General features: G+C 69.3%; 25 protein-coding genes. 19 read left to right on the top strand and 6 right to left on the bottom strand.

Annotation, left to right across the window (positions count from 1 at the left end; genetic code table 11):
- The 8 genes from lepB to CF165_RS37105 all read left to right on the top strand — a co-directional run.
- Nucleotides 1-658 (top strand): signal peptidase I (lepB, locus tag CF165_RS37140; RefSeq protein ID WP_093952265.1); only part of this gene is annotated, 658 nt, incomplete at its 5' end.
- 90 nt (nucleotides 659-748) lie between these two features.
- The gene (locus CF165_RS37135) at nucleotides 749-1,603 is read left to right on the top strand and encodes a ribonuclease HII (protein ID WP_093952264.1); all 855 of its coding nucleotides are present in this window, start codon (nucleotides 749-751) and stop codon (nucleotides 1,601-1,603) included.
- Nucleotides 1,600-1,923 carry a DUF2469 domain-containing protein gene (locus tag CF165_RS37130; protein WP_003096226.1) on the top strand — a complete coding sequence of 108 codons (324 nt, stop codon included), beginning with the start codon at nucleotides 1,600-1,602 and terminating at the stop codon, nucleotides 1,921-1,923. Before CF165_RS37135 ends, CF165_RS37130 begins: the two co-directional genes overlap by 4 nt.
- 353 nt (nucleotides 1,924-2,276) lie before the next feature.
- Nucleotides 2,277-2,654 (top strand): YraN family protein, encoded by a 378-nt coding sequence (locus tag CF165_RS37125; protein ID WP_093952263.1) that lies wholly within the window; start codon nucleotides 2,277-2,279, stop codon nucleotides 2,652-2,654.
- Nucleotides 2,654-4,165, top strand: coding sequence for a YifB family Mg chelatase-like AAA ATPase (locus CF165_RS37120; protein WP_093952262.1), 1,512 nt, complete (start codon nucleotides 2,654-2,656; stop codon nucleotides 4,163-4,165). Before CF165_RS37125 ends, CF165_RS37120 begins: the two co-directional genes overlap by 1 nt.
- Nucleotides 4,162-5,301: a DNA-processing protein DprA gene (dprA, locus tag CF165_RS37115; protein ID WP_205661071.1), complete on the top strand. Its 1,140-nt coding sequence runs from the start codon at nucleotides 4,162-4,164 to the stop codon at nucleotides 5,299-5,301. The genes CF165_RS37120 and dprA overlap by 4 nt, the downstream gene beginning before the upstream one ends.
- 103 nt (nucleotides 5,302-5,404) lie before the next feature.
- A complete protein-coding gene (locus tag CF165_RS37110) occupies nucleotides 5,405-6,382 on the top strand; it encodes a tyrosine recombinase XerC (protein ID WP_093952261.1) in 978 nt (325 codons plus the stop codon).
- A gap of 109 nt (nucleotides 6,383-6,491) precedes the next feature.
- Nucleotides 6,492-7,340, top strand: a complete 849-nt coding sequence (locus CF165_RS37105; protein WP_093952260.1) for a FliA/WhiG family RNA polymerase sigma factor — start codon at nucleotides 6,492-6,494, stop codon at nucleotides 7,338-7,340.
- Here CF165_RS37105 and CF165_RS37100 read toward each other — a convergent pair whose 3' ends face one another.
- Complete coding sequence (locus CF165_RS37100; protein WP_240521956.1) at nucleotides 7,341-7,835, bottom strand: murein hydrolase activator EnvC family protein; 495 nt, start codon at nucleotides 7,833-7,835, stop codon at nucleotides 7,341-7,343.
- A gap of 807 nt (nucleotides 7,836-8,642) precedes the next feature.
- On the opposite strand from CF165_RS37100, the gene rpsB reads away from it, so the two are divergent.
- The 5 genes from rpsB to CF165_RS37075 all read left to right on the top strand — a co-directional run bounded on the left by rpsB (nucleotide 8,643) and on the right by CF165_RS37075 (nucleotide 12,970).
- On the top strand, nucleotides 8,643-9,518 hold the full coding sequence (rpsB, locus tag CF165_RS37095) for a 30S ribosomal protein S2 (RefSeq protein WP_093952259.1): 876 nt from the start codon (nucleotides 8,643-8,645) through the stop codon (nucleotides 9,516-9,518).
- 90 nt (nucleotides 9,519-9,608) lie between these two features.
- A complete protein-coding gene (tsf, locus tag CF165_RS37090) occupies nucleotides 9,609-10,424 on the top strand; it encodes a translation elongation factor Ts (protein WP_093952258.1) in 816 nt (271 codons plus the stop codon).
- A 114-nt stretch (nucleotides 10,425-10,538) separates the two neighbouring features.
- Nucleotides 10,539-11,282, top strand: coding sequence for a UMP kinase (pyrH, locus tag CF165_RS37085; protein WP_043784287.1), 744 nt, complete (start codon nucleotides 10,539-10,541; stop codon nucleotides 11,280-11,282).
- Nucleotides 11,283-11,330: 48 nt separating this feature from the next.
- Nucleotides 11,331-11,888, top strand: a complete 558-nt coding sequence (frr, locus tag CF165_RS37080; protein ID WP_020644474.1) for a ribosome recycling factor — start codon at nucleotides 11,331-11,333, stop codon at nucleotides 11,886-11,888.
- On the top strand, nucleotides 11,888-12,970 hold the full coding sequence (locus tag CF165_RS37075; RefSeq protein WP_093952257.1) for a CDP-archaeol synthase: 1,083 nt from the start codon (nucleotides 11,888-11,890) through the stop codon (nucleotides 12,968-12,970). Before frr ends, CF165_RS37075 begins: the two co-directional genes overlap by 1 nt.
- Here CF165_RS37075 and CF165_RS37070 read toward each other — a convergent pair.
- On the bottom strand, nucleotides 12,967-13,812 hold the full coding sequence (locus CF165_RS37070; protein ID WP_093952256.1) for a VOC family protein: 846 nt from the start codon (nucleotides 13,810-13,812) through the stop codon (nucleotides 12,967-12,969). The two genes, CF165_RS37075 and CF165_RS37070, sit on opposite strands and share 4 nt — an antisense overlap.
- 112 nt (nucleotides 13,813-13,924) lie before the next feature.
- On the opposite strand from CF165_RS37070, the gene CF165_RS37065 reads away from it, so the two are divergent.
- Complete coding sequence (locus tag CF165_RS37065; RefSeq protein ID WP_093952255.1) at nucleotides 13,925-14,731, top strand: class I SAM-dependent methyltransferase; 807 nt, start codon at nucleotides 13,925-13,927, stop codon at nucleotides 14,729-14,731.
- Here CF165_RS37065 and CF165_RS37060 read toward each other — a convergent pair.
- Nucleotides 14,671-15,291 (bottom strand): PadR family transcriptional regulator, encoded by a 621-nt coding sequence (locus CF165_RS37060; protein WP_093952254.1) that lies wholly within the window; start codon nucleotides 15,289-15,291, stop codon nucleotides 14,671-14,673. The genes CF165_RS37065 and CF165_RS37060 overlap by 61 nt on opposite strands.
- 301 nt (nucleotides 15,292-15,592) lie before the next feature.
- On the opposite strand from CF165_RS37060, the gene CF165_RS37055 reads away from it, so the two are divergent.
- Complete coding sequence (locus CF165_RS37055; RefSeq protein WP_240521955.1) at nucleotides 15,593-17,887, top strand: transketolase-like TK C-terminal-containing protein; 2,295 nt, start codon at nucleotides 15,593-15,595, stop codon at nucleotides 17,885-17,887.
- Here the strand turns inward: CF165_RS37055 and CF165_RS37050 are convergent.
- Nucleotides 17,884-18,459 (bottom strand): hypothetical protein, encoded by a 576-nt coding sequence (locus CF165_RS37050; protein WP_093952252.1) that lies wholly within the window; start codon nucleotides 18,457-18,459, stop codon nucleotides 17,884-17,886. The genes CF165_RS37055 and CF165_RS37050 overlap by 4 nt on opposite strands.
- 161 nt (nucleotides 18,460-18,620) lie before the next feature.
- On the opposite strand from CF165_RS37050, the gene rlmN reads away from it, so the two are divergent.
- The 3 genes from rlmN (at nucleotide 18,621) to CF165_RS37035 (ending at nucleotide 21,141) form a co-directional block, all read left to right on the top strand.
- Nucleotides 18,621-19,727 carry a dual-specificity RNA methyltransferase RlmN gene (rlmN, locus tag CF165_RS37045; protein WP_093952251.1) on the top strand — a complete coding sequence of 369 codons (1,107 nt, stop codon included), beginning with the start codon at nucleotides 18,621-18,623 and terminating at the stop codon, nucleotides 19,725-19,727.
- Nucleotides 19,728-19,759: 32 nt separating this feature from the next.
- Nucleotides 19,760-20,026 carry a hypothetical protein gene (locus tag CF165_RS37040; RefSeq protein WP_093952275.1) on the top strand — a complete coding sequence of 89 codons (267 nt, stop codon included), beginning with the start codon at nucleotides 19,760-19,762 and terminating at the stop codon, nucleotides 20,024-20,026.
- A gap of 878 nt (nucleotides 20,027-20,904) precedes the next feature.
- On the top strand, nucleotides 20,905-21,141 hold the full coding sequence (locus CF165_RS37035) for a hypothetical protein (protein WP_093952250.1): 237 nt from the start codon (nucleotides 20,905-20,907) through the stop codon (nucleotides 21,139-21,141).
- Nucleotides 21,142-21,605: 464 nt separating this feature from the next.
- Here CF165_RS37035 and CF165_RS37030 read toward each other — a convergent pair.
- Both CF165_RS37030 and CF165_RS37025 read right to left on the bottom strand, forming a co-directional pair.
- A protein-coding gene (locus CF165_RS37030; protein ID WP_439098535.1) for an IS5 family transposase occupies nucleotides 21,606-22,408 on the bottom strand; the annotation gives its coding sequence in 2 pieces (ribosomal slippage) (nucleotides 21,606-22,063 and nucleotides 22,063-22,408; 804 coding nt in all).
- Between the two features lie 976 nt (nucleotides 22,409-23,384).
- Complete coding sequence (locus CF165_RS37025; protein WP_143268732.1) at nucleotides 23,385-24,983, bottom strand: hypothetical protein; 1,599 nt, start codon at nucleotides 24,981-24,983, stop codon at nucleotides 23,385-23,387.
- A 327-nt stretch (nucleotides 24,984-25,310) separates the two neighbouring features.
- On the opposite strand from CF165_RS37025, the gene CF165_RS50495 reads away from it, so the two are divergent.
- Nucleotides 25,311-26,513 (top strand): hypothetical protein, encoded by a 1,203-nt coding sequence (locus CF165_RS50495; protein ID WP_143268731.1) that lies wholly within the window; start codon nucleotides 25,311-25,313, stop codon nucleotides 26,511-26,513.
- The last annotated feature ends 62 nt before the right edge of the window (nucleotides 26,514-26,575 follow it).

The raw sequence follows: 26,575 nt of genomic DNA, 5'->3' as shown, positions 1-26,575 counted from the left end.
CTTGGTCGACCGGGTGACCTACGACTTCACCGAGCCCTCCCCGGGTGACGTGGTCGTGTTCAAGGGCCCGCCGGCGTGGATCAACAACGAGATCGCGCCGCAGGAGTCGAGCAACATCGTCGTCCGCGGCCTGCAGGGTCTCGGTTCGCTGGTCGGGTTCGCCCCGCCGGACGAGCGTGACTTCGTCAAGCGGGTCATCGCGGTCGGCGGTCAGACGGTCCAGTGCTGCGACCAGCAGGGCCGCATGATCGTGGACGGCAAGTCGCTCGACGAGCCGTACATCTACTGGGACAACCCGTCGAACCAGGAGCAGAAGACCTTCGAGCCGGTCAAGGTTCCGGCCGGGATGGTCTGGGTGCAGGGCGACAACCGCAACAACTCCGACGACTCGCGGTTCCAGGGCGGCGGCGGCGTGAACGGCGCGGTCCCGGTGGACAACATCATCGGCAAGGCGCGGATCATCGTCCTCCCGCCGAGCCGGTGGGGCGGGATCACCGACCACAACCCGCAGGAGTCGGCGCAGCCGGCGGCGCTCGGCGCACCCGCGTGGCAGAGCGGCCTGCCGCTCGGCGCCGGGATCGCGGCGGCCTGGCCGGTGCTGTTCCTGGGGCGCAAGCTCAAGTCCGGACTGCGCCGGGCGGCCGGGCGGAAACCCTAGCCACCGACCCCTTGTCGGCAGACGGGTGATCCAGCCTTGACACTTCCCGTTCCCCTCACCGCGGCCGAGCCGATCCGGCCACCGCGGGCCGTGGTGCGCGGCGACCTCTTCTGGGGTCTGCAAGGCGCGCTCGACCGCCGTGGCCTCGGCCCGGTCGCCGGTGTGGACGAAGCCGGCGCCGGGGCGTGCGCGGGGCCGCTGGTGGTCGCGGCGTGCGTGCTCAAGCAGGGCGACGCGGCGAAGCTCACCGAGCTGACGGACTCCAAGCTGATGACGGCCAAGGCGCGCGACCGGGTCTACGACCTGGTCCTCGCCCGGGCCGTCGACTACTCGGTGATCGTCATCCCCACCGAAGAGGTGGACCTCTACGGCATCCGGGTGATGAACCTGGAAGGTATGCGCCGCGCCGCGGCGGCGTTGCGTGTGTCGCCGGGTTACATCCTCACCGACGGCTTCCGCGTCCCGGGGCTCACTGCCCCGAACACGGCGGTGATCAAGGGCGACCGCTCGGTGGCCTGCATCGCGGCCGCGTCGGTGCTGGCCAAGGTGACGCGCGACCGCATCATGGCGGGCTACCACGAGGACTTGCCGCACTACGGTTTCGATGTGCACAAGGGGTACAGCACGTCCGACCACCTGGCGGCGCTGCGCGAGCACGGTCCGAGCGACGTCCACCGCTGGTCGTACACGAACGTCGCGACAGTGGCCGTCAAACACGGCCTGCGCCCGGCGCGGCCGGTCGTGCTGACGTACGCGGCGCTGGAAAAGGCCATGGGGAACGGAGCGGACGCGAGCCTGGCCGCGGTCCTCGACGAAGCACTCGAGCCGCAACTCAGCCTGCCGCTGCATGCCCCGGCCGCGGGTGTGGGTCACAATGAACGCTCTGCCGGCGGAGCACCTGCACGATCCCCAGCACGATCCCGAGGAGGGGCGCGGATTTCATGAGCGCAGAGGATCTCGAGAAGTACGAGACCGAGATGGAGCTCTCGCTGTACCGCGAGTACCGCGACATAGTCGGCCAGTTTTCGTACGTGGTGGAGACCGAACGGCGGTTCTACCTGGCGAACGCGGTGGACGTCCAGGTCCGCGACGGCGGCGGCGAGGTGTACTTCGAGGTCCGCATGTCCGACGCGTGGGTCTGGGACATGTACCGCCCGGCCCGCTTCGTCAAGCACGTCCGGGTCATCACGTTCAAGGACGTCAACGTCGAGGAGCTCGACAAACCCGACCTGCGCCTCCCCGAAGACGGCCCGTTCTCGGGCTGACCCCAGGCCACACCGCGCCGCGCCGGCCCGTCCCCCCGGACGAGCCGGCGCGGTTCTTTTCGCCCCACCGCCGTGTCGACCCGCCAGTCACGCGTGCCGACCCCCTGATCACGCGTGCCGGCCGTTCGATCACGTGCACCGCCTCCCCGTTTCGCCGCCATAGCACAGCGGACCGACAAACCGGGCGCTTCCGCCGCGTCCGGTGGACGAGTTGTCCCCATACCCCCGGTTGTCCACAGCGCGGCGATCCGGGGCTGGTTCGCCCGCCCCGCGCCCTGGCATCGTCGAACGCACACGCACCGTGATCGCCGGGACCGCCCCGGTGACCGGCGCACGACGAGGGGGCGAACACGATGACGGGCACCGACCAGCTGGCAAGACACCGCCGCGACCTGGGCGCGTGGGGCGAAGACCTCGCCGCCCGGCACCTGCAGAGCCGCGGCCTCGTCCTGCTCGGCCGCAACTGGCGTTGCCGGGAAGGCGAGATCGACCTCATCCTCACCGACCGGGCCCGCGTCGTCTTCTGCGAGGTCAAGACCCGCACGGGCACCGAGTTCGGCCTGCCGTCGGAGACGGTCACCGAGGAGAAAGCCGGGCGAGTACGCCGAGCCGCCCAACGCTGGCTGCGCGAGTTCCGGATCGGCTGGTGTCCCGTCCGCTACGACGTCGTGACGATCCTCGCCGAACCCGGCACCCGCCCCCGCGTCCAGCACATCGAGGCGGCGTTCTGATGCCCATCGCCAAAGCGTGGAGTGTTGCTCTGCTGGGCATCGACGGCCGGGTCATCGAGATCGAGGCCGACCTCGGCGGCGGCCTGAGCCGCGTGACCCTCGTCGGGCTGCCCGACGCGGGGCTGCGCGAAGCGAAGGACCGCGTCCGTTCGGCCGTCCGCAACTCCGGACAGCCCTGGCCGGACGGCAAAGTCACGCTCGGCCTGTCCCCGGCGAACCTGCCGAAGGTCGGCTCGGCCTACGACCTCGGCATCGCCGCCGCCGTGCTCGCCGCGACCGGCGCGGTCCCGGCGACCCGGCTGCTCGGCACGATCCTGCTGGGCGAACTCGCCCTCGACGGCCGGGTCCGTCCGGTCCGCGGCATCCTGCCCGGCCTCCTGGCGGCCCGCTCGGCCGGCTACGAACGAGCTGTCGTCCCGGCGGATTCCCTCGTCGAGGCGGCCCTGGTGGAGGGCATCGACGTTGCGGGCGCGCCGCACCTGCGCGACTTGGTGGCGTGGCTGAACAACGAGGCCGGCTTGGTGGCCCCGGAGCCGCCCGCACCCGCCGAGCCGCCGTCGGTACCGGACCTCGCCGACGTCGTCGGCCAGCCGGAGGCGCGCTGGGCACTGGAAGTCGCCGCCGCGGGCGGGCACCACCTCCTGTTCACCGGTCCACCCGGCGTCGGCAAGACGATGCTGGCCAGACGGCTGCCCGGCCTCCTGCCGCGGTTGTCGCCCGAGGAGTCGCTGGAAGTCACCGCGGTGCATTCGGTCGACGGCTCGTTGTCGAAGTCGTCGCCGCTGGTCACCGTGCCGCCGTTCGTCGCCCCGCACCACTCGATCACGGTCGCGGCCCTGATCGGCGGCGGCAGTGGCCTCGCCTCCCCGGGGGCGATCAGCCGCGCCCACCGCGGAGTCCTGTTCCTCGACGAAGTCTGCGAGTTCGGCGGGCAGCGCCTCGAATCGCTGCGCACGGTGCTCGAAGAGGGCGAGGTCCGCATCGCCCGCGTGAAGGGCGCGATCACCTACCCGGCGCGGTTCCAGCTCGTGCTGGCCACGAACCCGTGTGCGTGCGCACCACCGAAGGACGCCGACTGTGTGTGTTCGCCGACGGCGCGCCGCCGCTACCTCGGCCGGTTGTCGGGTCCGCTCCTCGATCGCGTCGACCTCCGGGTCCGGCTGCGCCCGCTGAGCGCGCTCAGCGCGCACGACACGGGAACGGCGGAGTCGACGGAAACGGTCCGCGGCCGGGTCCTCGAGGCCCGCGACCGCGCCACCCGCCGATGGCGCGAGCACGGCTGGAGATCGAACTCCGAAGTACCGGGACCGGCGCTGCGGCGCCAGTTTTCGCTGCCGGGCGAGGCAACGAGCCTCCTGGACCGGGCCTTGGACCGCGGCATCCTGAGCGGCCGCGGCGCCGACCGCTGCCTGCGCATCGCATGGACCCTGGCCGACTTGGACGGCGAGCCCCGCCCGGGCACCGAGCAGGTCGGCTCGGCCCTGGCCTTCCGCGAACGGGTGGCGGCATGAGTGTCGATGAGCTGCGGCAGGCCCGCGCCTACCTGCTGCGCGTGGCCGAGCCACCGGCACCTTCGCTCGTCACCTTCGTGGCCCAGCACGGGCCGGTCGAAGCGGCCGGGCGGGTGCGCCGCGGCGATTGCCCGCCCGAGGTGCTCAAGGCGACCGAAGCCCGGCGGGAGTACGACCTCGTCACCCAGGACTTCGCCCGGGCTGCCGCGGCTGACGCCCGGCTCGTCGTCCCCGAAGACGACGAGTGGCCGGCCTGGCCGCTGCTCGCCCTGGACCTCGCTGCCCGGCGAGGGGTGGCCGAGGCCGTGCCTCCGCTGGCTTTGTGGGTCGCCGGCGAAGCCGCGCTCGGGGATGCCGCCGACCGGGCCGTGGCCGTGGTCGGTGCCCGCGCGGCCACCGAGTACGGCGAACACCACGCCGCCGAGTTCGCGTACGGGCTGGCCGGCCGGGGTGTGCCCGTGTTCTCCGGCGCCGCCTACGGCATCGACGGCGCTGCGCACCGAGGCGCGCTCGCCGCCGAGGGCGTGACCGTCGCCGTGCTGGGCTGTGCCGTCGATGCCGGCTATCCGGCGGGGCACGTCGGCCTGCTGAACCGGATCGTCCGCTCCGGCGGCGCGGTCGTCAGCGAATACCCGCCCGGCACCCCGCCGGCCCGGCACCGCTTCCTCGTCCGCAACCGGCTCATCGCCGCTCTCACCGAGGGCACCCTGGTGGTCGAGGCGGGACGGCGCAGCGGCGCCCGCAACACCGCGAGCACCGCCGGCGCGCTCGGGAAGGTCGTGATGGCGCTGCCGGGACCGGTCTCGTCCGGGATGTCGGTCGGATGTCACGCGCTGATCCGCGACGCCCGGGCGACGCTGGTCTCGACGGTCGACGAGGTCCTCGAAACCGTCGGCCGCTTCGGCGCGGCCGAGGACACCGCGACCCGGCCGAAACGGCCCACCGACCGGCTTGGCCAGGAGGCGTTGCGGGCCTATGAAGCACTCGCTGTGCGCACGGACCGGTCCGACGCCGAGATCGCGGCCGAATCCGGCATCCCGCTCCGGCGGGTGCGGGCGCTGCTGCCGGCACTGGAGATCGACGGATTCGCCGTCCGCGGGGAAGCGGGCTGGCGACGACGAAGGGAAAGCGCGTGAACGCCACGAATTCCCGGCGAACGCGTCGATGGTGTTCGGCCGGTCCGGTGGGCCCGCGTGGCGATCCTTGACCGGCGGCCGTTGTTCGCGCAGCGTGACAGTCATGCCACCACGCTCCGGCCGGCCCCGCCGGCCCGACCTGCGCGCGCTCCGGGCCGCGCTGCCCGAACCCGTGCGGGCCGTCGTCACCGGCTACGAACGGCACCTCGGGCTCGAACGTGGCTTGTCCGCGCACACCGTCCGGGCGTACGTCGGTGATGCGGTCTCGTTGCTCGGGTTCGTCGTGGACGGCGGGGGCGGGCTCGCGGAGCTGGACCTCGCGCGGCTGCGGGCGTGGCTCGCCGTGCAGCAGTCCGGCGGGGCGAGCCGCACGACGCTCGCCCGGCGGGCGGCCTCGGCCCGGACGTTCACGGCCTGGGCGCACCGCACCGGCGTGCTGGCCGCCGATCCGGGCGGACGGCTCGCCGCTCCGCGGGCGCACCGCACCCTGCCCGGGGTGCTGCGCGCCGGGCAGGCGGAAGAGGTCATGCGGGCGTCGGCGGCCGGGGCGGCGCAACGGGATCCGGTCGCCCTGCGTGATCGTGCGATGGTCGAACTGCTGTACGCGACCGGGATCCGGGTGTCCGAGTTGTGCGGGCTGGACGTCGGCGGCGCCGACTTCTCCCGTCGTGTCGTGACGGTGCTCGGCAAGGGCGGCAAGGAGCGCGTGGTCCCGTTCGGCGTCCCGGCGGCGGAGGCGCTGACCGCCTGGATCGACGAGGGGCGGCCGAAGATCGTCGCGGAATCCGGAGGTGACAGCCCCGAACCCGCGCTTTTCCTCGGTGTGCGGGGCAAACGCGTCGACCCGCGGACGGTGCGGCGCGTGGTGCACGACGCCGTCACGGCGGTACCCGGAGCGGCTGACATGGGGCCTCACGGCCTGCGCCATTCGGCCGCGACGCATCTGCTGGAAGGGGGTGCCGATCTCAGGAGCGTTCAGGAACTGCTTGGTCACGCTACGCTTGCCACGACGCAGCTCTACACTCATGTGACCGTCGACCGGTTGAAAGCGATCCATGACCGAGCGCATCCCAGGGCCTGAGGCGGCCCGGGGAGGCTCACCGGGGTCGTCACCAGCGGGCCCGGCGGCGCACGCGCATCCGCACGAGCACGGAGACCACACTGAGCCGTATGCCGAGAACGACTGTGCAATGACCGCAGGACCGCACGTGACCGACGCCGCCGGAGTGACCACTCACGGTGAGGCTGCCGCGCCCGCGGAAACCCGCGCCGGCTCCGACGTCGACGCCGGGATCGCGGCGCTGTGGCAGCAGTTCGCCGACAGCCCCGACCAGGCGTCGCGCGATCGGCTCGTGCTGCACTACGCCCCGCTGGTCAAGTACGTCGCCGGCCGGGTCGGCACCGGCCTGCCGACCCACATCGACGTCGGTGATCTCGTGCAGTCCGGCATCTTCGGGCTCGTCGACGCCATCGAGAAGTTCGACCCCGAGCGCGGCCTGCGCTTCGAGACCTACGCGATGCAGCGCATCCGCGGCGCGATCCTCGACGACCTCCGCTCCCAGGACTGGGTGCCCCGCGCCGTCCGCAGCAAGGCCAAGGAAGCCGAGCGCGCGATGGAACGCCTCGGCGCCCGCCTGCACCGCACCCCGACCGACGCCGAGCTCGCCGCCGAACTCGGCATCGGCCTCGACGACCTGCGCGACTTCTACGGCCAGCTGCAGCTCACCAGCGTCGTCGCGCTGGAGGACCTGGTCGCCGCGGGCAAGGACAGCGGCTCGCTGGTCGACACGCTGCCCGACGACGACGCCGTCGACCCCGTCGCGGTGCTCGTCGACCAGGACAACCGGCGCCAGCTCGCGCAGGCCATCGCGCAGCTCACCGAGCGCGACAAGATCGTGGTCAGCCTCTACTACTTCGAGAGCCTGACCCTCGCCGAGATCGGCAAGGTCCTCGGCGTCACCGAGTCGCGGGTCAGCCAGCTGCACACGCGGGCGGTCATGCGGCTGCGCGCCAAGCTGGTCGAGCAGACCGGCAGCTGATCACGGACCACCTCCCCAGGGCTTGAGCCGGTATTCGCCCACCTCGCCGGTCAGCGCCAGGGGATCGACGTACTCCTCGCCCCGCCGCACGCCCCAGTGCAGGCAGGCCGCCACCAGGCAGCCGGGATGCCCGGCGAGGACGGTGCCGAGCACTTGGCCCCGGTAGACCTGCTCACCCACGGCCACCTTCGGCGCGACCGGCTCGTAGGTGGTGCGCAGGCCGCCGTCGTGGTCGACGGAGATGACGGGCCGCCCGGCCACCAGCCCGGCGAACACGACGACGCCCGCATCCGCCGCCAGCACCTCCTGCCCGGGCGCGGCGGCCAGATCGACCCCGCGATGCCCGGCACCGTATGGCGTTTCGGGGGCGTCGAAGTACTTCACAACCACCGGAACGGGTGACAAGGGCCAGGACAGCCGCGGTTGCGGTGCGGCTCGGGCGCCGCCTGCCCAGGGGGCGCCCGGATCCGGGGGTGGCCGGTCCGGGGTGGCCATGGGCGCGGTGGCCCACCGCGCGGCCGGTTCGGGCAGCGGGAAGGTCGCAGGTCCGGTCGGCGAGAGCCCGAGCGCCGGTGCCGGCTCGCTCGTCCGGGGTTCCGCTGTGGTCGGGGCCAGCGGGCCTGGGGTGGCGATGAGTGCGGGCGACGCCGGGAGAAGTGGCAGGAAGCCTCCGGAGCCGGCCGTCCACAGCTCAGCTGCCGTCGGCTCGGCCGGGCGGGAGGCGGCCATCGGTGGCGCCAGGCCGCCGGTCCATGGCTGCCATGGGGACGGCGGCGGCCGGAATCCGTCCGTCCAAGCCGCAGGCGCCGCTGTGCTCCAAGCGGCCACAACCCCACCTCCTGCACTTCCGAACACCCCGCTGACCAGGGCAACCACGGTCACGAACCACCCCGGCACCCGGTGCCGGCGACGACTGATCGACTCCATGGCTCCAGCCTGCGGTACTCCGCGCCGGCGTGGGGGCCCGTCGCCGAATCTGTGGACAACCGGACCCGATGTGGACAACTCGGCCCTCGATCGGCCGCCGGTGGGGGAGGGCCTGGTGGCAGGGGGTAGAATCTTTTGCGCGGTCCGCGTCAGCGGGCTGACTTCGCGTGCACGTGCGCGTTCCCCGGTTTCGAGCGTCACCGACCGGGCGAGTCGCACGGTGTCCGGCGGTCCCTGGGGTCCTCACCAACCTCGGGGTCCGGACGCCGCCACGGGCACCAGGGCGAGCGGCCACCCGGTCGCGAGCGACAAAACCGAGCAGCGCGTCCGCTCCGAGCATGGCGCGCACTACACAGAAGAGGTGTGATTCCGGCAATGGCCGTCGTCACCATGAAGCAGCTGCTCGACAGCGGCGTGCACTTCGGGCACCAGACCCGCCGTTGGAACCCGAAGATGAAGCGCTACATCTTCACCGAGCGCAACGGCATCTACATCATCGACCTGCAGCAGACGCTGACCTACATCGACCGTGCGTACGAGTTCATCAAGGAAACCGTCGCGCACGGTGGCACGATCATGTTCGTCGGCACCAAGAAGCAGGCTCAGGAAGCCATCGCGGCCGAAGCCTCGCGCGTGGGCATGCCCTACGTGAACCAGCGCTGGCTCGGCGGCATGCTGACCAACTTCCAGACCGTGCACAAGCGTCTCCTGCGCCTCAAGGAGCTCGAGTCGCGGGAGCAGACCGGCGGCTTCGAGGGCCTCACCAAGCGCGAGATCCTGACGCTGACCCGCGAGAAGGACAAGCTCGAGAAGACCCTCGGCGGTATCCGCGACATGGCCAAGGTGCCGAGCATCGTGTGGATCGTCGACACCAAGAAGGAGCACATCGCCGTCGGCGAGGCTCGCAAGCTGAACATCCCGGTCGTCGCGATCCTGGACACCAACTGCGACCCGGACGAGGTCGACTACCCGATCCCGGGCAACGACGACGCGATCCGCTCGGCCGCGCTGCTGACCAAGGTCGTCGCCGAGGCCGCGGCCGCCGGTCTGATGGCCCGCTCCAGCCGCAACGGCGCCTCCGCCGACGCGAAGCCGGAGCCGGGTGTCGCCGCCGACGAGCCGCTGGCCGAGTGGGAGAAGGAGCTGCTCGCCGGCTCCGAGACCGCCGCCGCCGACGCGACCGAAGCCGCCGCTGCCGTCGAGGCGGCCCCGGCCGAGGCCGCCACCGAGCAGGCGACCGCCTCCTCCTGACGCTCCACCGTCCGTGCGGCCGTGCCCCCGGGGCCCGGCCGCACGGGCGTAGCAACCCACAGATTTCCTGCAAAGGACGGATTTACCAGAATGGCGAACTACACCGCCGCTGACGTGAAGCGCCTGCGCGAGATGACCGGCGCCGGCATGATGGACTGCAAGAAGGCCCTCGAGGAGAACGGCGGCGACTTCGACAAGGCCGTCGAGTTCCTGCGCATCAAGGGTGCCAAGGACGTCGGCAAGCGCGCCGAGCGCGCCACCGCCGAGGGCCTGGTCACCGGCGAGGGCGGCGTCCTGATCGAGCTGGACTCGGAGACCGACTTCGTCGCGAAGAACGCCGACTTCCAGGCGCTCGCCGCGAAGATCGTCGAGGTCGCGAAGACCGTCAAGACCTCCGACGTCGAGGCGCTCAAGGGTGCCGAGCTCGAGGGCAAGACCGTCAACGAGGTCGTCCAGGAGCTGTCGGCCCGCATCGGCGAGAAGCTCGAGCTGCGCCGCGTCGTGGCCTTCGAGGGCCAGACCGCCACCTACCTGCACCGCCGTGGCTCCGACCTGCCGCCGGCCGTCGGCGTGCTCGTCGAGTTCACCGGTGACGACGCCGAGGCCGCCCGTGGTGCCGCCATGCAGGTCGCCGCGCTGCGCGCCAAGTACCTCACCCGCGACGAGGTGCCGGCCGAGATCGTCGAGAACGAGCGCCGCATCGCCGAGCAGACCGCCCGCGAGGAAGGCAAGCCGGAGCAGGCCATGCCGAAGATCATCGAGGGCAAGGTCAACGCCTACTACAAGGACAACGTCCTGCTCGAGCAGCCGTCGGTCAAGGACAACAAGAAGACCGTCAAGGCCCTGCTCGACGAGGCCGGCGTGACGCTGACCAAGTTCGCGCGCTTCGAGGTCGGCCAGGCCTGAGGCCAGGCCCGGGCGTAGGTTTCACCCAGTGCCCCGTCTCCGTCCATCGGGGACGGGGCACTGTCAGGTCTGGATATGACAAAAAGCGGTCGAGGGGCGTAGGAGGCGACATAGATGGGTGACCGGGTCGAAGGTGGCTACCGGCGGGTGCTGCTGAAACTGGGCGGCGAGATGTTCGGCGGTGGTTCTATCGGCGTCGATCCGGATGTCGTCCACTCGGTCGCGCAGCAGATCGCCGACGTCGCCCGCACCGGCGTCCAGGTCGCGGTCGTGATCGGCGGCGGCAACTACTTCCGCGGCGCGGAGCTCTCGCAGCGCGGCATGGACCGCGACCGCGCCGACTACATGGCGATGCTGGGCACCGTGATGAACTGCCTGGCGCTGCAGGACTTCCTGGAGAAGGAGGGCCTGCCCACGCGCGTGCAGACCGCCATCACGATGGGCCAGGTCGCCGAGCCCTACATCCCGCGCCGCGCCGAGCGGCACCTGGAAAAGGGCCGCGTCGTGATCTTCGGCGCCGGGGTCGGCATGCCGTACTTCTCCACCGACACCGCGGCCGCGCAGCGGGCGCTCGAGCTGGGTTGCGAGGCCGTGCTGATGGCGAAGGCCGTCGACGGCGTCTACACCGCGGACCCGAAGGCCGACCCCACCGCCGAGATGTTCCGCGAGATCACCCACCGCGAGGTGCTGGAGCGGGACCTCAAGGTCGCCGACGCGACGGCGTTCAGCCTCTGCATGGACAACAACATGCCGATCATCGTGTTCAACCTGCTCACCGAGGGGAACATCGCCCGCGCGGTGAGTGGTGAAAGAATCGGCACGTTGGTCAGCACCCCGCCCGCCGGGGTGCCGGCCTAGACCTGCTGGGATCAGCAAGCGCCACCCATCACAACAACGGGAGTAGCCGTGATCGACGAGACCCTCCTCGACGCCGAGGAGAAGATGGAAAAAGCGGTGTCCGTCGCCAAGGATGATCTGACGTCGGTGCGCACCGGCCGGGCCACCCCGTCGATGTTCTCGCGCATCGTGGTCGAGTACTACGGCGCGCCGACCCCCCTGAACCAGCTGGCCAGCGTGAACGTGCCGGAGGCGCGGATGGCGCTGATCAAGCCGTACGACCAGACCCAGCTCGTCGCGATCGAAAAGGCCATCCGTGAGTCCGACCTCGGGGTCAACCCGAGCAACGACGGCAACGTGATCCGGATCGTCATCCCGCAGCTCACCGAGGAGCGGCGCAAGGAGATGGTCAAGGTCGCCAAGAGCAAGGGTGAGGACGCGCGGGTGACCATCCGCAGCATCCGCCGCAAGGCCAAGGAAGAGCTCGACCGCATCGGCAAGGACGGCGAAGCGGGCGAAGACGAGGTCGTGCGCGCGGAGAAGGAGCTGCAGAACCTCACCGACACGTACTCGCACAAGGTCGACGAGCTGGTCAAGCACAAGGAAGCCGAGCTGCTCGAGGTCTGATGGCACAGGTGAGCGAGGAACGCGAGGACCGGGTGGACGCCACCGGAGAACACCCGGCGGCCACGCCCGGGACGCCGGAGCCGGGTGACGCCGGCATCCCGGCCACGCCGGATTTCCCGGGAACCGCCGGGGAGCCGGCTTCTCCGGGCGAGGCTTCGGCAACCTCGGGAACAGGTGAAGCGAGCCGATTGTCGGCCGCCGGGACCGCTGCGGCGGATACGCCGGTCGGCGCCTCGGCGGCCTCGGAACCGGCGCCCGAGGCCAAGAAGGCCTCCAAGGCCGGCCGGAACCTGCCCGCGGCCATCGGGGTCGCGTTGCTGCTCGGCGCCGCGATCATCGTTTCCCTGCTCACCGTGCGCTTCCTGTTCATCGGGATCATCGCGATCGCGATCGCGGTCGGCACCTTCGAGTTCGCCGGGGTGCTGCGCCGGGTCGCCGACATCCGGGTCGCGATGATCCCGGTGCTCGTCGGCGGCCAGGCGATGATCTGGCTGGCCTGGCCGTTCGGCCGGGAGGGCGCGCTCACCGCGTTCGTCCTCACCGTGCTCGCCTGCCTCCTGTGGCGGCTGCCCGGTGGTGCGAAGGGCTACCTGCGCGACATCAGCGCATCCACCTTCGCCGCCGCCTACCTGCCGCTGTTCGGCGCGTTCGCGGCGATGCTCGTGCCGCCTTCGGACGGCGTCGGGCGTGTGCTGACCTTCCTGATCGGCGTCGTCGCTTCGGACACCGGCGGCTACATCGCCGGGGTGCTGGGCGGGAAGCACCCGATGGCGCCCACCATCAGCCCGAAGAAGACCTGGGAAGGCTTCGCGGGTTCGGTGATCGGCGGTGTCGTGGCCGGGGCGCTGACGCTCAGCCTGATGCTCGACGGCCACGTCTGGCAGGGCGTGATCTTCGGTGTCGCCATCGTGCTGACCGCGACCCTGGGCGACCTCGTCGAGTCGCTGATCAAGCGCGACCTCGGCGTCAAGGACATGGGCACACTGCTGCCCGGGCACGGCGGGATCATGGACCGCCTCGACTCGCTGCTGCCTTCGGCCGTCGTGTCCTGGCTGCTGCTTTCCGCGTTCGTGCCGGTCTAGTCGTCGTAGGGGTCGTCGACCTCCGCGCGGCCCCAGCCTTCGGCGACGCGCGAGTGGTCGATCACCGCGAAGACCGCGCCCTCGGGGTCGGCCAGGATCGACATCCGGCCGAACGGCGTGTCGTAGGGCTGGATCACCACGGTGCCGCCGTGCATGAGCGATTCCCCCGCGACCGCGTCGACGCCGCGGGCCGGGTCGATGTCGAAGTACACGAGCCAGTGCGGCGGGGTGTCGAGGCTGTACTCCGACCCCATGACGTACCGGTACAGCACCGGTTCGTGCTCGATGAGCCATTCGACGTAGTCGAGGGCCTCGCCGTCGCCGATCTGGTGGCTCGCGTACGTGAACAGCTTGGTGTAGAAGTGATCCGCCGCGACGCCGTCGTGGGTGTTGAGGTCCGCGCCGCTGAAGGTGTTGGGGATCCCGGTGACGAACTCCCAGTTCGGCGGCACCTCCCAGAACACCACCGGCGCGCCGCACGCGTCGAAGGCGTGCAGGATCGTGCCGCGGTCCGGGATCGGCACCGGGCCGAGGGTGATCCGCCCGCCGAGGTGCTCCACCCATTCCGCCGCGCTCGCGGTGTGCGGGACCGAAATGTGCGGCATCCAGCCCAGCGGGGCGCCCTGCGCGGCGCGGTAGAGCCCGCCGACCGGGACGGTGTTGAGAGTCGCGATGGAGTAGCGCCCGTCGGACGTCGCCGGGTCCCGCTGAGTGGTGTACTCCCAGCCGAAGAGGGCACCGTAGAATCTCTCCGCCACGGCCTGCTCGCGGCAGGCCAGCTCGATCCAGCACGGGATTCCGGCCGGGACCGGGGACGGGGTACTGGACGGGCCGAATGCCATGTGGTGCTCCTCCCGAGACCCACCGAATTCTAGGCGTAGTCAGTGTGGTTTCCGCCAAGATTTCGCCGCCGGAAGATCACTCCCGGCAATGAGGCCCCGGAAGGAGCAGCGAGTGCGGTGGTCGCGGCGCACGGAGGTCGTGCCGAGTCCGAACATCTGGTACTACCAGGCCGACTACGAACTGGAGAACCGGGCGCAGGACAGCGGCGGCGAGATCTGGCGCGTCCTGCGCGAGGAGTACGACTGGGCCGGCCGGGACGTCCTGGACGTCGGCTGCGGCGACGGGTTCCACCTGCCCGTCTTCGCGCGTGACGCGCGTTCGGTGCTCGGCGTGGAACCGCACCAGCCCCTGGTGCGCAGTGCGCTGGAGCGCGTGAAAGACCTGTCGAACGTGGACATCCGGCACGGCCGGGCCCAGCGGCTGCCGGTCCGCAGCGCGAGCGTCGACGTCGTGCACGCGCGCACGGCGTACTTCTTCGGGCCCGGGTGCGAGCCGGGGCTGGCGGAGGCCGAGCGGGTGCTGCGGCCGGGCGGCGCGATCCTGATCGTCGACCTCGACGTGACCAGTGAGCCCTACGGCCGCTGGATGCGCGCCGACCTACCGCACTACGACCCCGGGGCGGTGGAACGGTTCTTCGCCCGCGCCGGGTTCGGTTGCCGCCGCGTCGCCACCGAGTGGCGTTTCGCGACCGCCGCGGACCTCGAAGCGGTGCTGAAGATCGAGTTCAGCAAGCCGGTCGCCGAACAGGCGATCGCGGAGTCCTTGCAGCGTAACGGGAATCGCGAGACCGACCTGACGCTGCCGGTGGGCTACCGCGTCCACACGCGGGTCAAGCCCACCGGCCTCGTCCTGCCAGGTCACTCGGCCGCTTCTTCGGAGGTGGAGGACTCGTCCTCGTCCTCGCCGAGGATGCCGTAGAGCGAGCGCCGGGCGTCGTTGAGCACCTCGGCCGCGCGGGCCTGCTGGCTCTCGGTGCCCGCGCGCATGATCTGCACGACGGCGGCGGCCAGGTTCTTGCCCGCCTTGGCGAGCCCGACCTCGACCGGGTCGACGTCCTGCGCGATCTGCTCCCACGGCGGGGTGGCGTCCTGCTGCTCGGCGGCGGCGCGGCCGGCGTCGGTCAGCTCGAACAGCTTCTTGCCGTGTTCGTCCTTGCTGATCACCAGGCCTTCGTCGGCCAGCAGCTGCAGCGTCGGGTACACCGAGCCGGGGCTCGGCCGCCAGAAGCCGCCGGAGCGCTCGCCGATTTCGCGGATGATCTCGTAGCCGTGCCGGGGCTGCTCGGCGAGCAGCGCCAGGATCGCGGCGCGGACGTCACCGCGGCGGCTGCGCCGTCCGCCGTGACCACGGCGGCCCGGACCGTGGCCGCGACCGCGTCCACCGGGGCCGAAGCCTGGGGGGAACTCGCCGAAACCACCGAAGGGCCCGAAGGGTGCGCGCCCACGTTCGTGGGCGAAGGGGTGTCGTTGCCTACGCATGTCGTTGTCCTTTCTCGAACTGTTGCGACACGTTCACGATATATCGGGAACAGTCGGATCGCAACCACTCTTCGGTGACTCCGGTCACGTGGAAGATCTGCGTGCCGGAAACCATCGACGTCATGCGCGAGCTGGTCCCGTACCGCCTGGCACCCCTGCTGGAGCGCGTGCATTCTGCGCAACCGGAGACCTGAGTCCTCCGGATTCGCTGAGCATTCTGCGCACTGGCGACGGCATCGGTTGTGCGATGCGTTCACCAGTGCTGTCCTGGTGGGCGCTTCCTGCACGAAAGGTGTCGACGATGACCCATGCCCCCGTGACCGCCCCGGCGCTCACCGCGATCGAGCAGCGGGTGCTGTGGCTCGCCACCGCGATCGTGCACGAGGCCAACCGGGTCCGGCCCAACCCGTCCGGGCTCAAGGTCGGCGGGCACCAGGCGTCGTGCGCGTCGCTGGTCTCGATCATGACGTCACTGTGGTTCCGGCACCTGCGGCCCGAGGACCGCGTCTCGGTCAAGCCGCACGCGTCGCCCGTGCTCCACGCGATCAACTACCTGCTCGGCGAGCTGGACGAGGCCTACCTGCCGACGCTGCGCGAGTTCGGCGGCCTGCAGAGCTACCCGAGCCGGGCCAAGGACCCCGACCCGGTGGACTACTCGACCGGCTCGGTCGGCATCGGCGCGACCGCGCCGATCTGGGGCGCGCTGGCCCGCCGCTACCTGACGACCCGCGGTTCTTCCGCGGGCACCGGGCGGCAGTACTCGCTGGTCGGCGACGCCGAGCTGGACGAGGGCGCGATCTGGGAGGCCATCCTCGACCCGGCCGTCGCGGACCTCGGCGAGATCGTCTGGATCGTCGACCTCAACCGCCAGTCGCTCGACCGCGTCGTGCCGAACATCGCCGCCGGGCGGCTGCAGGGCATGTTCGGCGCCGCGGGCTGGCAGGTGCTGACGCTGAAGTACGGACGGCTCCTGGAAGAGCTGTTCACCCGGCCCGGCGGCGCCGAGCTGCGCGCCCGCATCGACGCGATGCCGAACCCCGAGTACCAGCGGCTGCTGCGCTGCGACGCCGCCCAGGTGCGCGACCGGCTGCCCGCGGGCGACGCCGCGCTCGCCGGGCTCGTCGCGTCGCTGGACGACGAGACGCTGCTGGCCGCCATCCGGAACCTCGGCGGCCACGACCTCGGCTCGCTCGACGAGGTCTTCGCGTCCATTTCGGACGACCGGCCGACGGTCATCTTCTGCTACACCGTCAAGGGCAAGGGCCTGCCGACGCAGGGGCACCCGCAAAACCACTCTTCGCTGCTGACCGTCGCGCAGATGGAAGAGCTGGCTGTGTCGTTGGGGACGGACCTCGCTTCGCCGTGGCAGCGCTTCGCGCCCGGCACGCGCGAAGCCGAGTTGTGCGCTGACGCTGCTTCGCGCCTTCGCCGTCCGGACGTTCCTTCGGTGCCTTCGGTGGACCTGCCCGTCGACATCGGGCGTACGCCGTCAGGAACCGCGACGACGCAAGCGGCGCTGGGACGCGTCCTGCTCGACCTGACGCGCGAAGCACCCGAAGCGGCGAAGCGTGTTGTGACGGTCAGTCCCGACGTCAGCTCGACGACCAACCTCGGCGGCTGGGTCAACAAAGTGGGCGTCTGGTCGGCGACCGAGCGCCGGGACTGGTTCGAGGACGACCCCGAGACGATCATGCACTGGCGGGAGAAGCCGACCGGCCAGCACGTCGAGCTGGGCATCGCCGAGACGAACCTGGTCGGCCTGCTGGGCGAGCTCGGCGCGACCTGGAGCCGGTGGGGCGAGCCGCTGCTGCCGATCGGCGTGATGTACGACCCGTTCGTCGAACGCGCCCTGGAGCCGTGGTCGTTCGGCATCTACGCGGGCGGCCAGTCGATCCTGATCGGCACGCCGTCCGGCGTCACGCTCGCCCCGGAAGGCGGCGCGCACCAGTCGATCACCACGCCGTCGATCGGCATCGAGCAGCCCGGCTGCGTCAGCTACGAACCGGCGTTCGCGATCGACACCGAGTGGACGCTGCTGGCCGCGCTCGGCCGGCTCGGCAAGCCGGGCGGGACCTCGTCGTACTTCCGGCTCTCGACCCGCCCGGTCGACCAGACCCTCGCGGCGGTGCCCGCGGACCCGGCCGCGCGCGAACGCCGTCGCCGCCAGGTCGTGGCGGGCGCGTACCTGCTGCGGCGCGCGGCGGAACCGGCGGTGACGCTGGCGGCGATGGGCGCGCTGGTGCCGGACACCCTGGCGGCGGCCGAGCGCCTGGCGCAGGTCGGCGTCGAGGCCGACGTCGTCTGCGTGACCAGCCCGGGCCTGCTGTTCGACGCCGTGCAGGCGCGAACGGGCCGGGGGAGCGCCAAGGCGTGGATCCTCGACCAGGTCTTCCCGGCGGCGCGGGCCCGGCCGCTGGTCACGGTGCTCGACGGCCACCCGCACACACTGGCGTTCCTCGCGGGGATCAACCGGGTCCCGTCGGTCGCGCTGGGCGTCACGCGCTTCGGCCAGTCGGGCTCGCTCGAGGACGTCTACCGCTACCACGGCATCGACACCGACGCGATCATCCGGGCCGCCCTCGACGTCGTGGCCTAGCCGAAGGTCGCGCCGGCGAGCAGCGTGTCCATCTTGGCGTCCCAGCCGGGGAAGGAGCCGTACTCGAGGACGAGGATCTTGCTCGTCGGCAGCCACCACATCCGGACCTGGTTGTTCTGCGCGGTGTTCTCGCAGGTGACCTTCCAGCGGCTGTACTCGGCCTTCTTGGGCCCGATCGGCGCGAATCCGGACTCCACGAGGGTGCTGCCGGTGGCGACGGCGGCCTTGCCGGGCGGCGAAGCGGCGGTGATGCACGTCGGCGCGTCGGTGCCGGTGTACCAGCCGAAGGGCCGCTTCGTGCTCGGGAGGTTGATGGGTGCGTCGGGGTCCGAAGTCCGCAGGTCCAGGAACCGCGCTTCGCAGACGACGGTTCCTTCGGCGACGCAGCCGTCCATCAGGCCGTCCTGGCTGTGCTGCGTGTAGGTCGCGCCGGCCGGCAGGTTCACGCGCATGGTCCCGACGACGATCTGCGGGCCGTCGGGCTTCGCCGGCTGCGCTGGTCCCGCAGGCGACGTGCAGGCGGCGGCACTCAGGGCCACGGCGATGGCCAGGACGCTGTGCCGGAAGGACACGGCTCACCTCTTTCCTCGGACCTCGGACGTCCCGTCCGGTTTCACCGTGGATCATCCCTCCGGGTGAACCCGGGCCCCGCTCCGGGGCTGCGTGACCTGAGGTACACCCGGCGAGGGCGGTTCGGGCGCCGTAGGGAGGCGCATGGGACACTGGTCCGGTTATGACTGCCCTTCCGCTCGTCTTCGACGCCCCCAAGCGCGGCCTGCCGCCGCGCCACCTCGCCGACCTCTCGGTGGCCGAGCGCGCCGCCGCGGTGGCCGAGCTGGGGGAGAAGCCGTTCCGCGCGAAGCAGCTGTCGAACCACTACTTCTCGCGCCTGACGGTGGACCCGGCGGAGATGACGGACATCCCGGCGGCGTCGCGCTCTCGGCTCGTCGAGTCGTTGATGCCGACGCTGCTGACCGAGGTCCGCGCGCTGGAGGCCGACAAGGGCGCGACGCGCAAGACGCTGTGGCGGGCCCACGACGGCACGCTGCTGGAGAGCGTCCTGATGCGCTACCCGGACCGCGCGACGCTGTGCATCTCGAGCCAGGCGGGCTGCGGCATGGCGTGCCCGTTCTGCGCGACGGGCCAGGGCGGCCTCGATCGAAACCTATCGACGGCGGAGATCGTGGACCAGGTCCGTTCGGCGGCGGCGGTCATGCGCGACGGCACGATGCCCGGCGGCCCCGGGCGGCTGTCGAACATCGTCTTCATGGGCATGGGCGAGCCGCTGGCGAACTACAAGCGCGTGGTGGCGGCGGTGCGTCGGATCACCGATCCCGCGCCGGGCGGTCTGGGGATCGGGCAGCGGTCGGTGACGGTGTCGACGGTGGGTCTGGCTCCGGCGATTCGCAAGCTGGCGGACGAGAAGATGCAGGTGCGGCTGGCGGTGTCGCTGCACACGCCGGACGACGAGCTGCGGGACACGCTGGTGCCGGTGAACAACCGGTGGTCGATCGATGAGGTGCTGTCGGCTGCGCGGTACTACGCAGATACCTCCGGGCGGCGCGTCTCGATCGAGTACGCGTTGATTCGGGACATCAACGACCAGCCGTGGCGGGCTGAGCTGCTGGCGAAGCGGCTGCGGAAGCACTTGGGTCAGCTTGTCCACGTCAACGTCATCCCGTTGAATCCGACGCCGGGCAGCAAGTGGGACGCGAGCCCGAAGCCGGTGGAGCGGGAGTTCGTGCGGCTGGTGAACGCGGGCGGAGTAGCGTGCACGGTGCGCGACACGCGCGGCCAGGAGATCGCCGCCGCTTGTGGCCAGCTCGCCGCCGAAGGCTGAGTTTCCCTTTCAGTGATGGAGAGTTTGTCGTGATGTATGCCCCCAGCCTGCTGGACCCGGCTGCGGAATCGTTGAGGCTGGCGGACTTCACGGGCGCGACGGACGTTGCTCGAGAAGCCCGGACGTTGCTGGGTGAGCGGTTCAGCTCGGTGACGTTCATGTACGTCCTGATGCGGGCGTTCGAGGTGGAGTACGCGGCTGCATGCGACGCGGCCCGATGGCACGAGTTCCACGGTGGCCCGCGGGCGTTGTCGGACGCGGATCTGGAGAAGCTGCTGGCTCCCTGGCTCGACCGTTGACCACAGACCCCGGCTCACTGGAGGCTGCCGAAGCCTGTAATGGGCTCGCTGCCGAACGTTGAGCGAGGCTCGTACGTTGCAGATGTCTCTGCGATACGGTGGGCATCGTCAATGCCGGGCATCGACAAGCGGAGTAAGTTGTCGTGCGCCCTATCCCGCCTGACTTCGTCGTCCCCTATAGTGCCTTTGCCTTTCCAGCGAATATTGTTTCATCGCCTGGTGAGTTGGGATTTACGACGGACGATCTCGCGCACGCGTTGTTCGCGACCGGCCGAGCGCCGGGTGACCGCGCGGCTCATGGCGCTGCGTCGGTGTACGAGTGGCTGCACCGAACTTCGCTCATCCCGGCCTGCATTCGGCGCACCGATCGTGAGAAACTGGTTCGTTCTGATTTGGCACTGGAACTGGATCGCTCGGAAAAGTAGCTGTTTCGTACGTGCTGGGCCAAGCCATGACTGCGATCTTCTGTCGAGCTCAGCTCTCCGTAAGTCATCTTCTGCATGTCGATCGATACGCGAGCCAGTTTAATCTCTGGTGCGGCGGGACGCGACAACGTTCAGTCTGTTCGGCTCTGCTCCGGATGGCTGGGTCGTCGCAGAAGCAAAGGGGCGTTCGGGTGCGGCGTCTTACGAGCTGCGACAGAAGCTTGAGCAGCAGAAACGGTCGGTGTCACTTATTGAGGGTAAGCGTCCTTGAGTGGCGGTTGGTTGTGTCGCGTCATTTCCTCGACGTGACGGATCGATGAGGCTTGATGCCTTCGATCCGGAGAAGGACGGCGACGAGTCAGTTGAATTTCCCGTGACTCGTGATCGTTTCGTTCTAGCTTATTATCTTCCGTTCCTGAGGGCTGTCGAACTCGTGAGCAGGAGCCCGATGATGTGTTCAGTTCGGCGAGGTTCGAGAACGTCGGCCTTCGGGTGCGGTTGCCGCGCCTGCTTGCTGATCGGCTAAGGGCCGCAGAGCAGGGAGACGTAGAGGGTCTGGACGAGGACGTGCGCGTCTTACTGGATGACGTCACTAGCCGCGAAGTGGGTGTGTTCTTGGACGGCACGGTCGTCGAGGCGGATTGGCAGGACGCCCTCCAGCTCGCGGACTGGGGTTCGTTCGAGGGCTGAACCCGCTCAGGGTTAGGCGGCTTCGGTGCTCCGGCTCGCCGGAGTCGCGGCACGATCGAGTGCCGTCCGCTCGGGCCGGACGAGTTCCTGACCGGAGAGTCAGCCGACGTCACGCAGCCCGGTACCACGGACCAAACTCTATTCGGCAGTGATGGCAACCGCTGAGCTCGGCTTCCGGGCCAGGTGTTGGTGGGGTGCTCGTGGCGCATGTGCAAGGGGAGACAGTTCGGTAAGCCCAGTGCTTTGCTGCATGTGCATGACCCCGAAGGCGCCGGCCGTTTCGAGGAACAGACAACGCTGCGTAACCTTCGAGAGAATTTCTCTTACTTCACTGGCGCACGTGCTCTCCTGGCTCTGTCCCGGCCGGCCGCTACGAGAACGAGTGACCAGAGTGATCTTCACGCCATCGCAGTGACCAACATGGCAGTCTCTGGGGAACGAAGCAGGCGGCGAGCTCTTAGAGGTCAGTTCAGAATGAGTTTGCGGAGGCAGATCATGGAGCAGGCCAGGTTGAGGATGGCTTGATGCACGTCGGCTCGTCGTTCGGTTCGGATGCGTAGGCGGCGGAAGTTTTTGAGCCAGGCGAAGGTGCGTTCGACCGGCCAGCGGATGGTGCCCAGTCCGGAGCCGTGCTCGGTGCCGCGGCGGGTGATGACGGGTGTGATGCCGCGGTCTCGGACCAGGCGGCGGTACTTGTCGTGGTCGTAGCCGCGGTCGGCGTAGAGCCGGCGCGGCCGGCGCCGGGGCTTGCCGACCACGCCCCGGATCGGCGGGATGGCATCGATCAACGGAACCAGCTGAGTGACGTCATTGCGGTGGCCGCCGGTCAGCGTGACCGGCAGCGGGGTGCCCCGGGCGTCGGTGATCAGATGGTGCTTCGAGCCAAGCTTGCGCCGGTCGACCGGGCTCGGGCCGGTGTGGTCCCCCCTTTGAGGGCACGCAGGTGGGTGGAGTCGACCAGCGCGGCTGAGAGGTCCAGCAGCCCGGCGGCCCGCAGTTCGGCGAGCAGGCGTTCGTGCAGCTGCTGCCAGACACCGGCCTCCTGCCACTCGGTCAACCGCCGCCAGCAGGTGGCCCCGGAGGCGCCGAACAGCGCCGTCGGCAGGCGGTTCCAGCCGATGCCGGTGCGTATCACGTACAGGATGCCCTCCAACGCGGCACAGCCATCGGCACGCTTGCGGCCCGGATGACGGAACCGCCGCGGGTGCACCGGAAGGAGCGGCTCCAGCCGCTCCCACAGCTGGTCGGTCAGAACCTCCTCACACACACCAACATTCTGGAAAGCCCCGTATGTCAGACAAGACGACACGCCGACTCATTCTGAACTGACCACTTAGTCGGACGGGGCGATGTCGGTCACGTCCGCGGTGCTGTTGTCTGACGATGAGGGATACGCGCCTTGGCGATGTCGTTGAATACTTGGAATGTTATTCGCGGGCCTTTTGGTAGGCTTCGCTGAGCGCTTTTACCATGGCGCCTTCTGTTGGTGGCGTTATCCCCGATGAGATATCGATCAGGCAGCCGGGCGCTCCGGAGGAAGAGTACTTCTTATAGATAAACCCATTCAGTGGACTGCCGTTCACTGCATACATTGGCGCAGGTTCGTTTCCTAGGAGGACGCTGCCCTTTCCGGGTTGTGTCCAATCTGCGTACAGTTCGGGCGCGGCGGATCCGCATGACAGAAGTATGCTGCCTGGCAGGCGAGTTGGTTCGGGCTGGAAGTAGCAGGCGGTGTGTGTGATGGAGCCGGGGATAGTATCAACCGGCATGGCGCGGTAACTCTCCACGACGTGGCCACCAAGGAGAGCTTGCATAGTGCTGGTGCTCAACAGAGCGCAGGTGCTGTCGGGCGGCGGCTGAGCGGAGACGGTGGATGGTTTGGGTCGGCTCGTCGCTGAAGTAGTCTCTCGACCTGGGCTGGCCATGCCGGTTGACCGGGTATTCTGGCCGCAGCTGAGCAAGCTTAAGGTTAATGCCGCGGCGACGATGGCTGTCGTTGTTCGAACGGTAGGCATCCGGACTTCCTCGAGGTTTAGGTCGTGTGAGGTTGGCCGCTAAGCCAGCTGCATAATTGACTAGCCTGCACGAACTCGGCGGAGCTATGTCATACTTGGCCCAGTTTGGGAACCCTCGTTCTGTCGTGTCGGTTGTCGTGACACGCACTTGATCGGCATATTCCTGTCATTTTCAGTGCTGACCAGCTGCGCGCTGAGATCGCATATCAGCGTTTTGAGCTGTGTTGTTCAGGCGCCGCAGGTGTTGCGCACTTGTTCGGTGAGGCTGCAGTAGGTGGTGCCGCTGAAGGGTTCGGTGATGACGCCGTGCCGGAGCTTGAGGGTGCCGGTTTGCCCGACGGTGGGGGCCTTCAAGTCAGTAGGCCAGTTGAGCAGGGTGACGCTGGTGACGGTCGCGGTCGCGGTGGCGTATTCGGGTGTGCCTCGGGGTTGGGAGAGGCGGAAGGTCAGGTCGATGACGGGGGTGCAGCAGCCGTCGTCGATGTGTTCGGTCGCGAGCCCGTCCTTGGTGATGGCGAGCAGGCGGGTGTGCCCGCCCCATTCGGCGGCGAAGGTGGTGAGGGTGATCGGGGGCGGGTGGGGGGTGAGGTTGATGGTGAAGGTGTCTTTGCCGGTGAGGGTGAGCACGGCGCCTTGCAGGCCGGCGGCTACGAGGCTGATGCCGGTGGTGAGGATGCCGATGACCACCTTGATCGGACCGGGTACGTCGTGTCCGACGGCGCCAATGCACGACAGGACGGCTTTGGTGAGCCCGGCGATGGCGTCGATGCGGGGGTGAGTGCCGAGTTTGGCAGCGTCGACGGCGTCGCCGAGGCAGCGCAGGGCGTCGGCGCTGGTGCCGATCTGGCCGAGGTTCACGCCGAACACGGTGAGGGCCTCGTCGAGGCCGAACAGCAGTGCCATGCCGAGATAGGTGCCGACGTCGGCTTGTCCGGCGACGACGCCGGGGAGCTTGGCTGCGGGAAGCCGGTAGGTCAGGGGCACACCGGGGATGAGCAGGCCCTCGGCGTAGGGCCGGGTCTTGACGAGCGTGTCGTAGCCGGCCAGTACCAGCGCTTTCGAGGCGTCCACCGTGCCAGGTGGGTTCAGGGTGGCGGCGGGGGCGGCGCGGATGCGCCAGGGCAGGGGTGAGTTGCCGGTGAGCGTGACGACCGCTTTGCCGTCCTCGATGCGGACGCAGGGCCACACCGGTGCGCCGTTGATATCGCCGCCGAGTGTGACGGTTGTGCCGTCGGGTCCATTGGCGGCCTGACCGGCGCAGTCGGGCTTGGCGGCGGTGATTCCCGTTGTCTGGCCGAGGAAGTTCTTGATGTTGCCGGTGAGCGCGCCGAAGTTGAAGAAGCCGGGCCAGAATTTGCTGAGGTGGTCGACTTGCGCGGTGATCGTGCGTCGTGCGGGATCGAAGGATGCGGGGATGAGATGGGTGCCGGTGGTTCCGGAGGGGTTGGTCAGCACCGTCGCCGCGGCGCTTTCCGGGACAGGCCCGGTGACGGGGAACGTGACCGACAGGGGTTGTGCGGGCTGGAGCCCGCCGCTGAGGCTGAGCTCGAGCGTCCCACCTGCACCGGTGAACATCGCGGCCGCCGCGCCAAAGGGCGCGTCGGTGCTGGTGGTGGCCGAAAGGGTGGCGCCGGCTGGTGCGATTCCCGGCGGACCTGCAACGGTGACCTCGTCGACGGAGAGGGACACGCCCTGATCGGTCACCTTGGCTGTCGCCGTGTGCGAGGGCACGGTGGCGATGGTGGTTCGGGTGACCACGAAGATGATTGCCGCAGCGGCAAGGCACGCGACCACGGCGGAGATCCCGATCGACCACTTCAGACCCACGCGGTTCATGCCAGGAAAGTCCGGACGTTCTCGCCCGGCGTTACGGCGCACGCGAGATCGTGACAGAAATGCCAGATCATCGCGCCTGTCACATTATCAATGCTGGCGGCAAATCGGCGCTGCACAGCGAAGCAGGTTATCGAGATCCCGCGAACACGCGTTGTTCGGGATTTTCACGGTGTTGACTACGTCCGTCGGATCTGCGCTGGCTCCTCCCGAGCGTGGTTCGTGGTGTTGAGGACGTCCGCTGCCGTCTCCAGAGGCTACGGCTGTAACCAATGGCAACGAGCACGCGACTAGGGAAGACGGGAAGCGACGAGATACAGGATGGCGATCACCACAATGACCGGTAGGAACTGGCTCGCATCGGCTCTCGGGGCAGCCATCGCCACCGCGTTGGGCGTCGTGATCAATGTCGCTACGGACCTCAAGAGCAACTGGCTCGCGTGGGCGGCCGTTGTGGTCCTGACTTTTGCCGGCTGGGCCATCGGCATAGGGATCGGCAAGGCACGGCGGCGGGGGCATGAGCTTGCTGAGACTGCCACCGGTGCTCAGGCTAACGAGACCTCGTCAAAGACTCATCAATACGCGGACGGGACCACTGGCACCTCGCTGCAGGCCGGCCGCGACATCACGATAGGTGGGCAGACGTCCGGACGCGTGATCCTCACCTTGGGATGCGTGGTGCTCGTCGCCGTGGTCATCGGTCTTACGGCTGGCGGGCTACTGACCGGCAAGTCGCACTCATCCGGCGGAACCGCAAGCGCTGCGGCAAACGACGGGGGGACGATGGGCGCCGCACCGAGCACGCCAAGCCCCCGACCGTCGGCCCTCGCGGTCGCCAAGGCATGGCCTTACGTCAGTGGATGTCCAACTTTCGGCGCTGTCGCCATGCCTCCGGGCATGGGAAATATCAGCGACTTCCACGCCCCGACGGACATTCGTGGCCGATTGACCGCCTCAGGTGCCGGCTCCTGGACGAGGGGCACGTTGTATCTTGACCTGTCTGCCATCGGTGACCAGACGGTTGAAATCGTCAATATCCAGCCTCACATTGACCGTCGGGACCTCGCGCCGCCGGCTTGGATCTATGTCCCAGATGACGGCTGCGGCCCGTACAACTCAGATCGGATATTCAACTTCAACCTCGATGCGCCGACCTTCGCCGACAAGGGACTCTTCGTCAGCGACGCCGGCAGGGCGCCAGAAGTGGATATGCCGGCCGCTCCCCTCGGACCTGATTTCACTGTCACTTCCTCCCGGCACGCACGAGTGCGGGTGAACGCCACCAGTTGCCACGCGAACTACGAATGGAGCCTGGACGTCCAGTACGTGCCGCCAGGAGACTCGACCATCGAGCACTACAACGTCGGTCCGTTCCAATCCTATGGAGTGGCGAACAACACGACGGTGTACACAGGAAATCAAGGTCCGACCGGCAACGTGCATGTCGACCAGGAAACGACACTGACCGGAAGCGATCCCACCTTGAGCAAGACCGACCCAGCGGATCCCTTCTTCCAGTGCTGAACGTCAGCCCGGCTTCTCTGGCTCTGGGCGGAGCGACATGCACAGGTCGCGACACCCGGTCA

The organism is Amycolatopsis vastitatis, assembly GCF_002234595.1.
GTDB classification, from domain to species: Bacteria; Actinomycetota; Actinomycetes; order Mycobacteriales; family Pseudonocardiaceae; genus Amycolatopsis; species Amycolatopsis vastitatis.
Note: the sequence above shows the minus strand (reverse complement) of the source record. Positions and strands in the feature narration are given on the sequence as shown.

Coding starts and splice junctions, on each gene's coding strand:
- CF165_RS37105 (WP_093952260.1), top strand. CDS start 6,492: ATGACCGCAGGACCGCACGTGACCGACGCCGCCGGAGTGACCACTCAC.
- pyrH (WP_043784287.1), top strand. CDS start 10,539: ATGGGTGACCGGGTCGAAGGTGGCTACCGGCGGGTGCTGCTGAAACTG.
- CF165_RS50495 (WP_143268731.1), top strand. CDS start 25,311: ATGGCGATCACCACAATGACCGGTAGGAACTGGCTCGCATCGGCTCTC.
- CF165_RS37055 (WP_240521955.1), top strand. CDS start 15,593: ATGACCCATGCCCCCGTGACCGCCCCGGCGCTCACCGCGATCGAGCAG.
- rlmN (WP_093952251.1), top strand. CDS start 18,621: ATGACTGCCCTTCCGCTCGTCTTCGACGCCCCCAAGCGCGGCCTGCCG.
- CF165_RS37110 (WP_093952261.1), top strand. CDS start 5,405: ATGCCACCACGCTCCGGCCGGCCCCGCCGGCCCGACCTGCGCGCGCTC.
- CF165_RS37060 (WP_093952254.1), bottom strand. CDS start 15,291: ATGCGTAGGCAACGACACCCCTTCGCCCACGAACGTGGGCGCGCACCC.
- CF165_RS37040 (WP_093952275.1), top strand. CDS start 19,760: ATGTATGCCCCCAGCCTGCTGGACCCGGCTGCGGAATCGTTGAGGCTG.
- CF165_RS37120 (WP_093952262.1), top strand. CDS start 2,654: ATGCCCATCGCCAAAGCGTGGAGTGTTGCTCTGCTGGGCATCGACGGC.
- rpsB (WP_093952259.1), top strand. CDS start 8,643: ATGGCCGTCGTCACCATGAAGCAGCTGCTCGACAGCGGCGTGCACTTC.
- tsf (WP_093952258.1), top strand. CDS start 9,609: ATGGCGAACTACACCGCCGCTGACGTGAAGCGCCTGCGCGAGATGACC.
- CF165_RS37100 (WP_240521956.1), bottom strand. CDS start 7,835: ATGGCCACCCCGGACCGGCCACCCCCGGATCCGGGCGCCCCCTGGGCA.
- CF165_RS37125 (WP_093952263.1), top strand. CDS start 2,277: ATGACGGGCACCGACCAGCTGGCAAGACACCGCCGCGACCTGGGCGCG.
- CF165_RS37075 (WP_093952257.1), top strand. CDS start 11,888: ATGGCACAGGTGAGCGAGGAACGCGAGGACCGGGTGGACGCCACCGGA.
- CF165_RS37130 (WP_003096226.1), top strand. CDS start 1,600: ATGAGCGCAGAGGATCTCGAGAAGTACGAGACCGAGATGGAGCTCTCG.
- CF165_RS37070 (WP_093952256.1), bottom strand. CDS start 13,812: ATGGCATTCGGCCCGTCCAGTACCCCGTCCCCGGTCCCGGCCGGAATC.
- dprA (WP_205661071.1), top strand. CDS start 4,162: ATGAGTGTCGATGAGCTGCGGCAGGCCCGCGCCTACCTGCTGCGCGTG.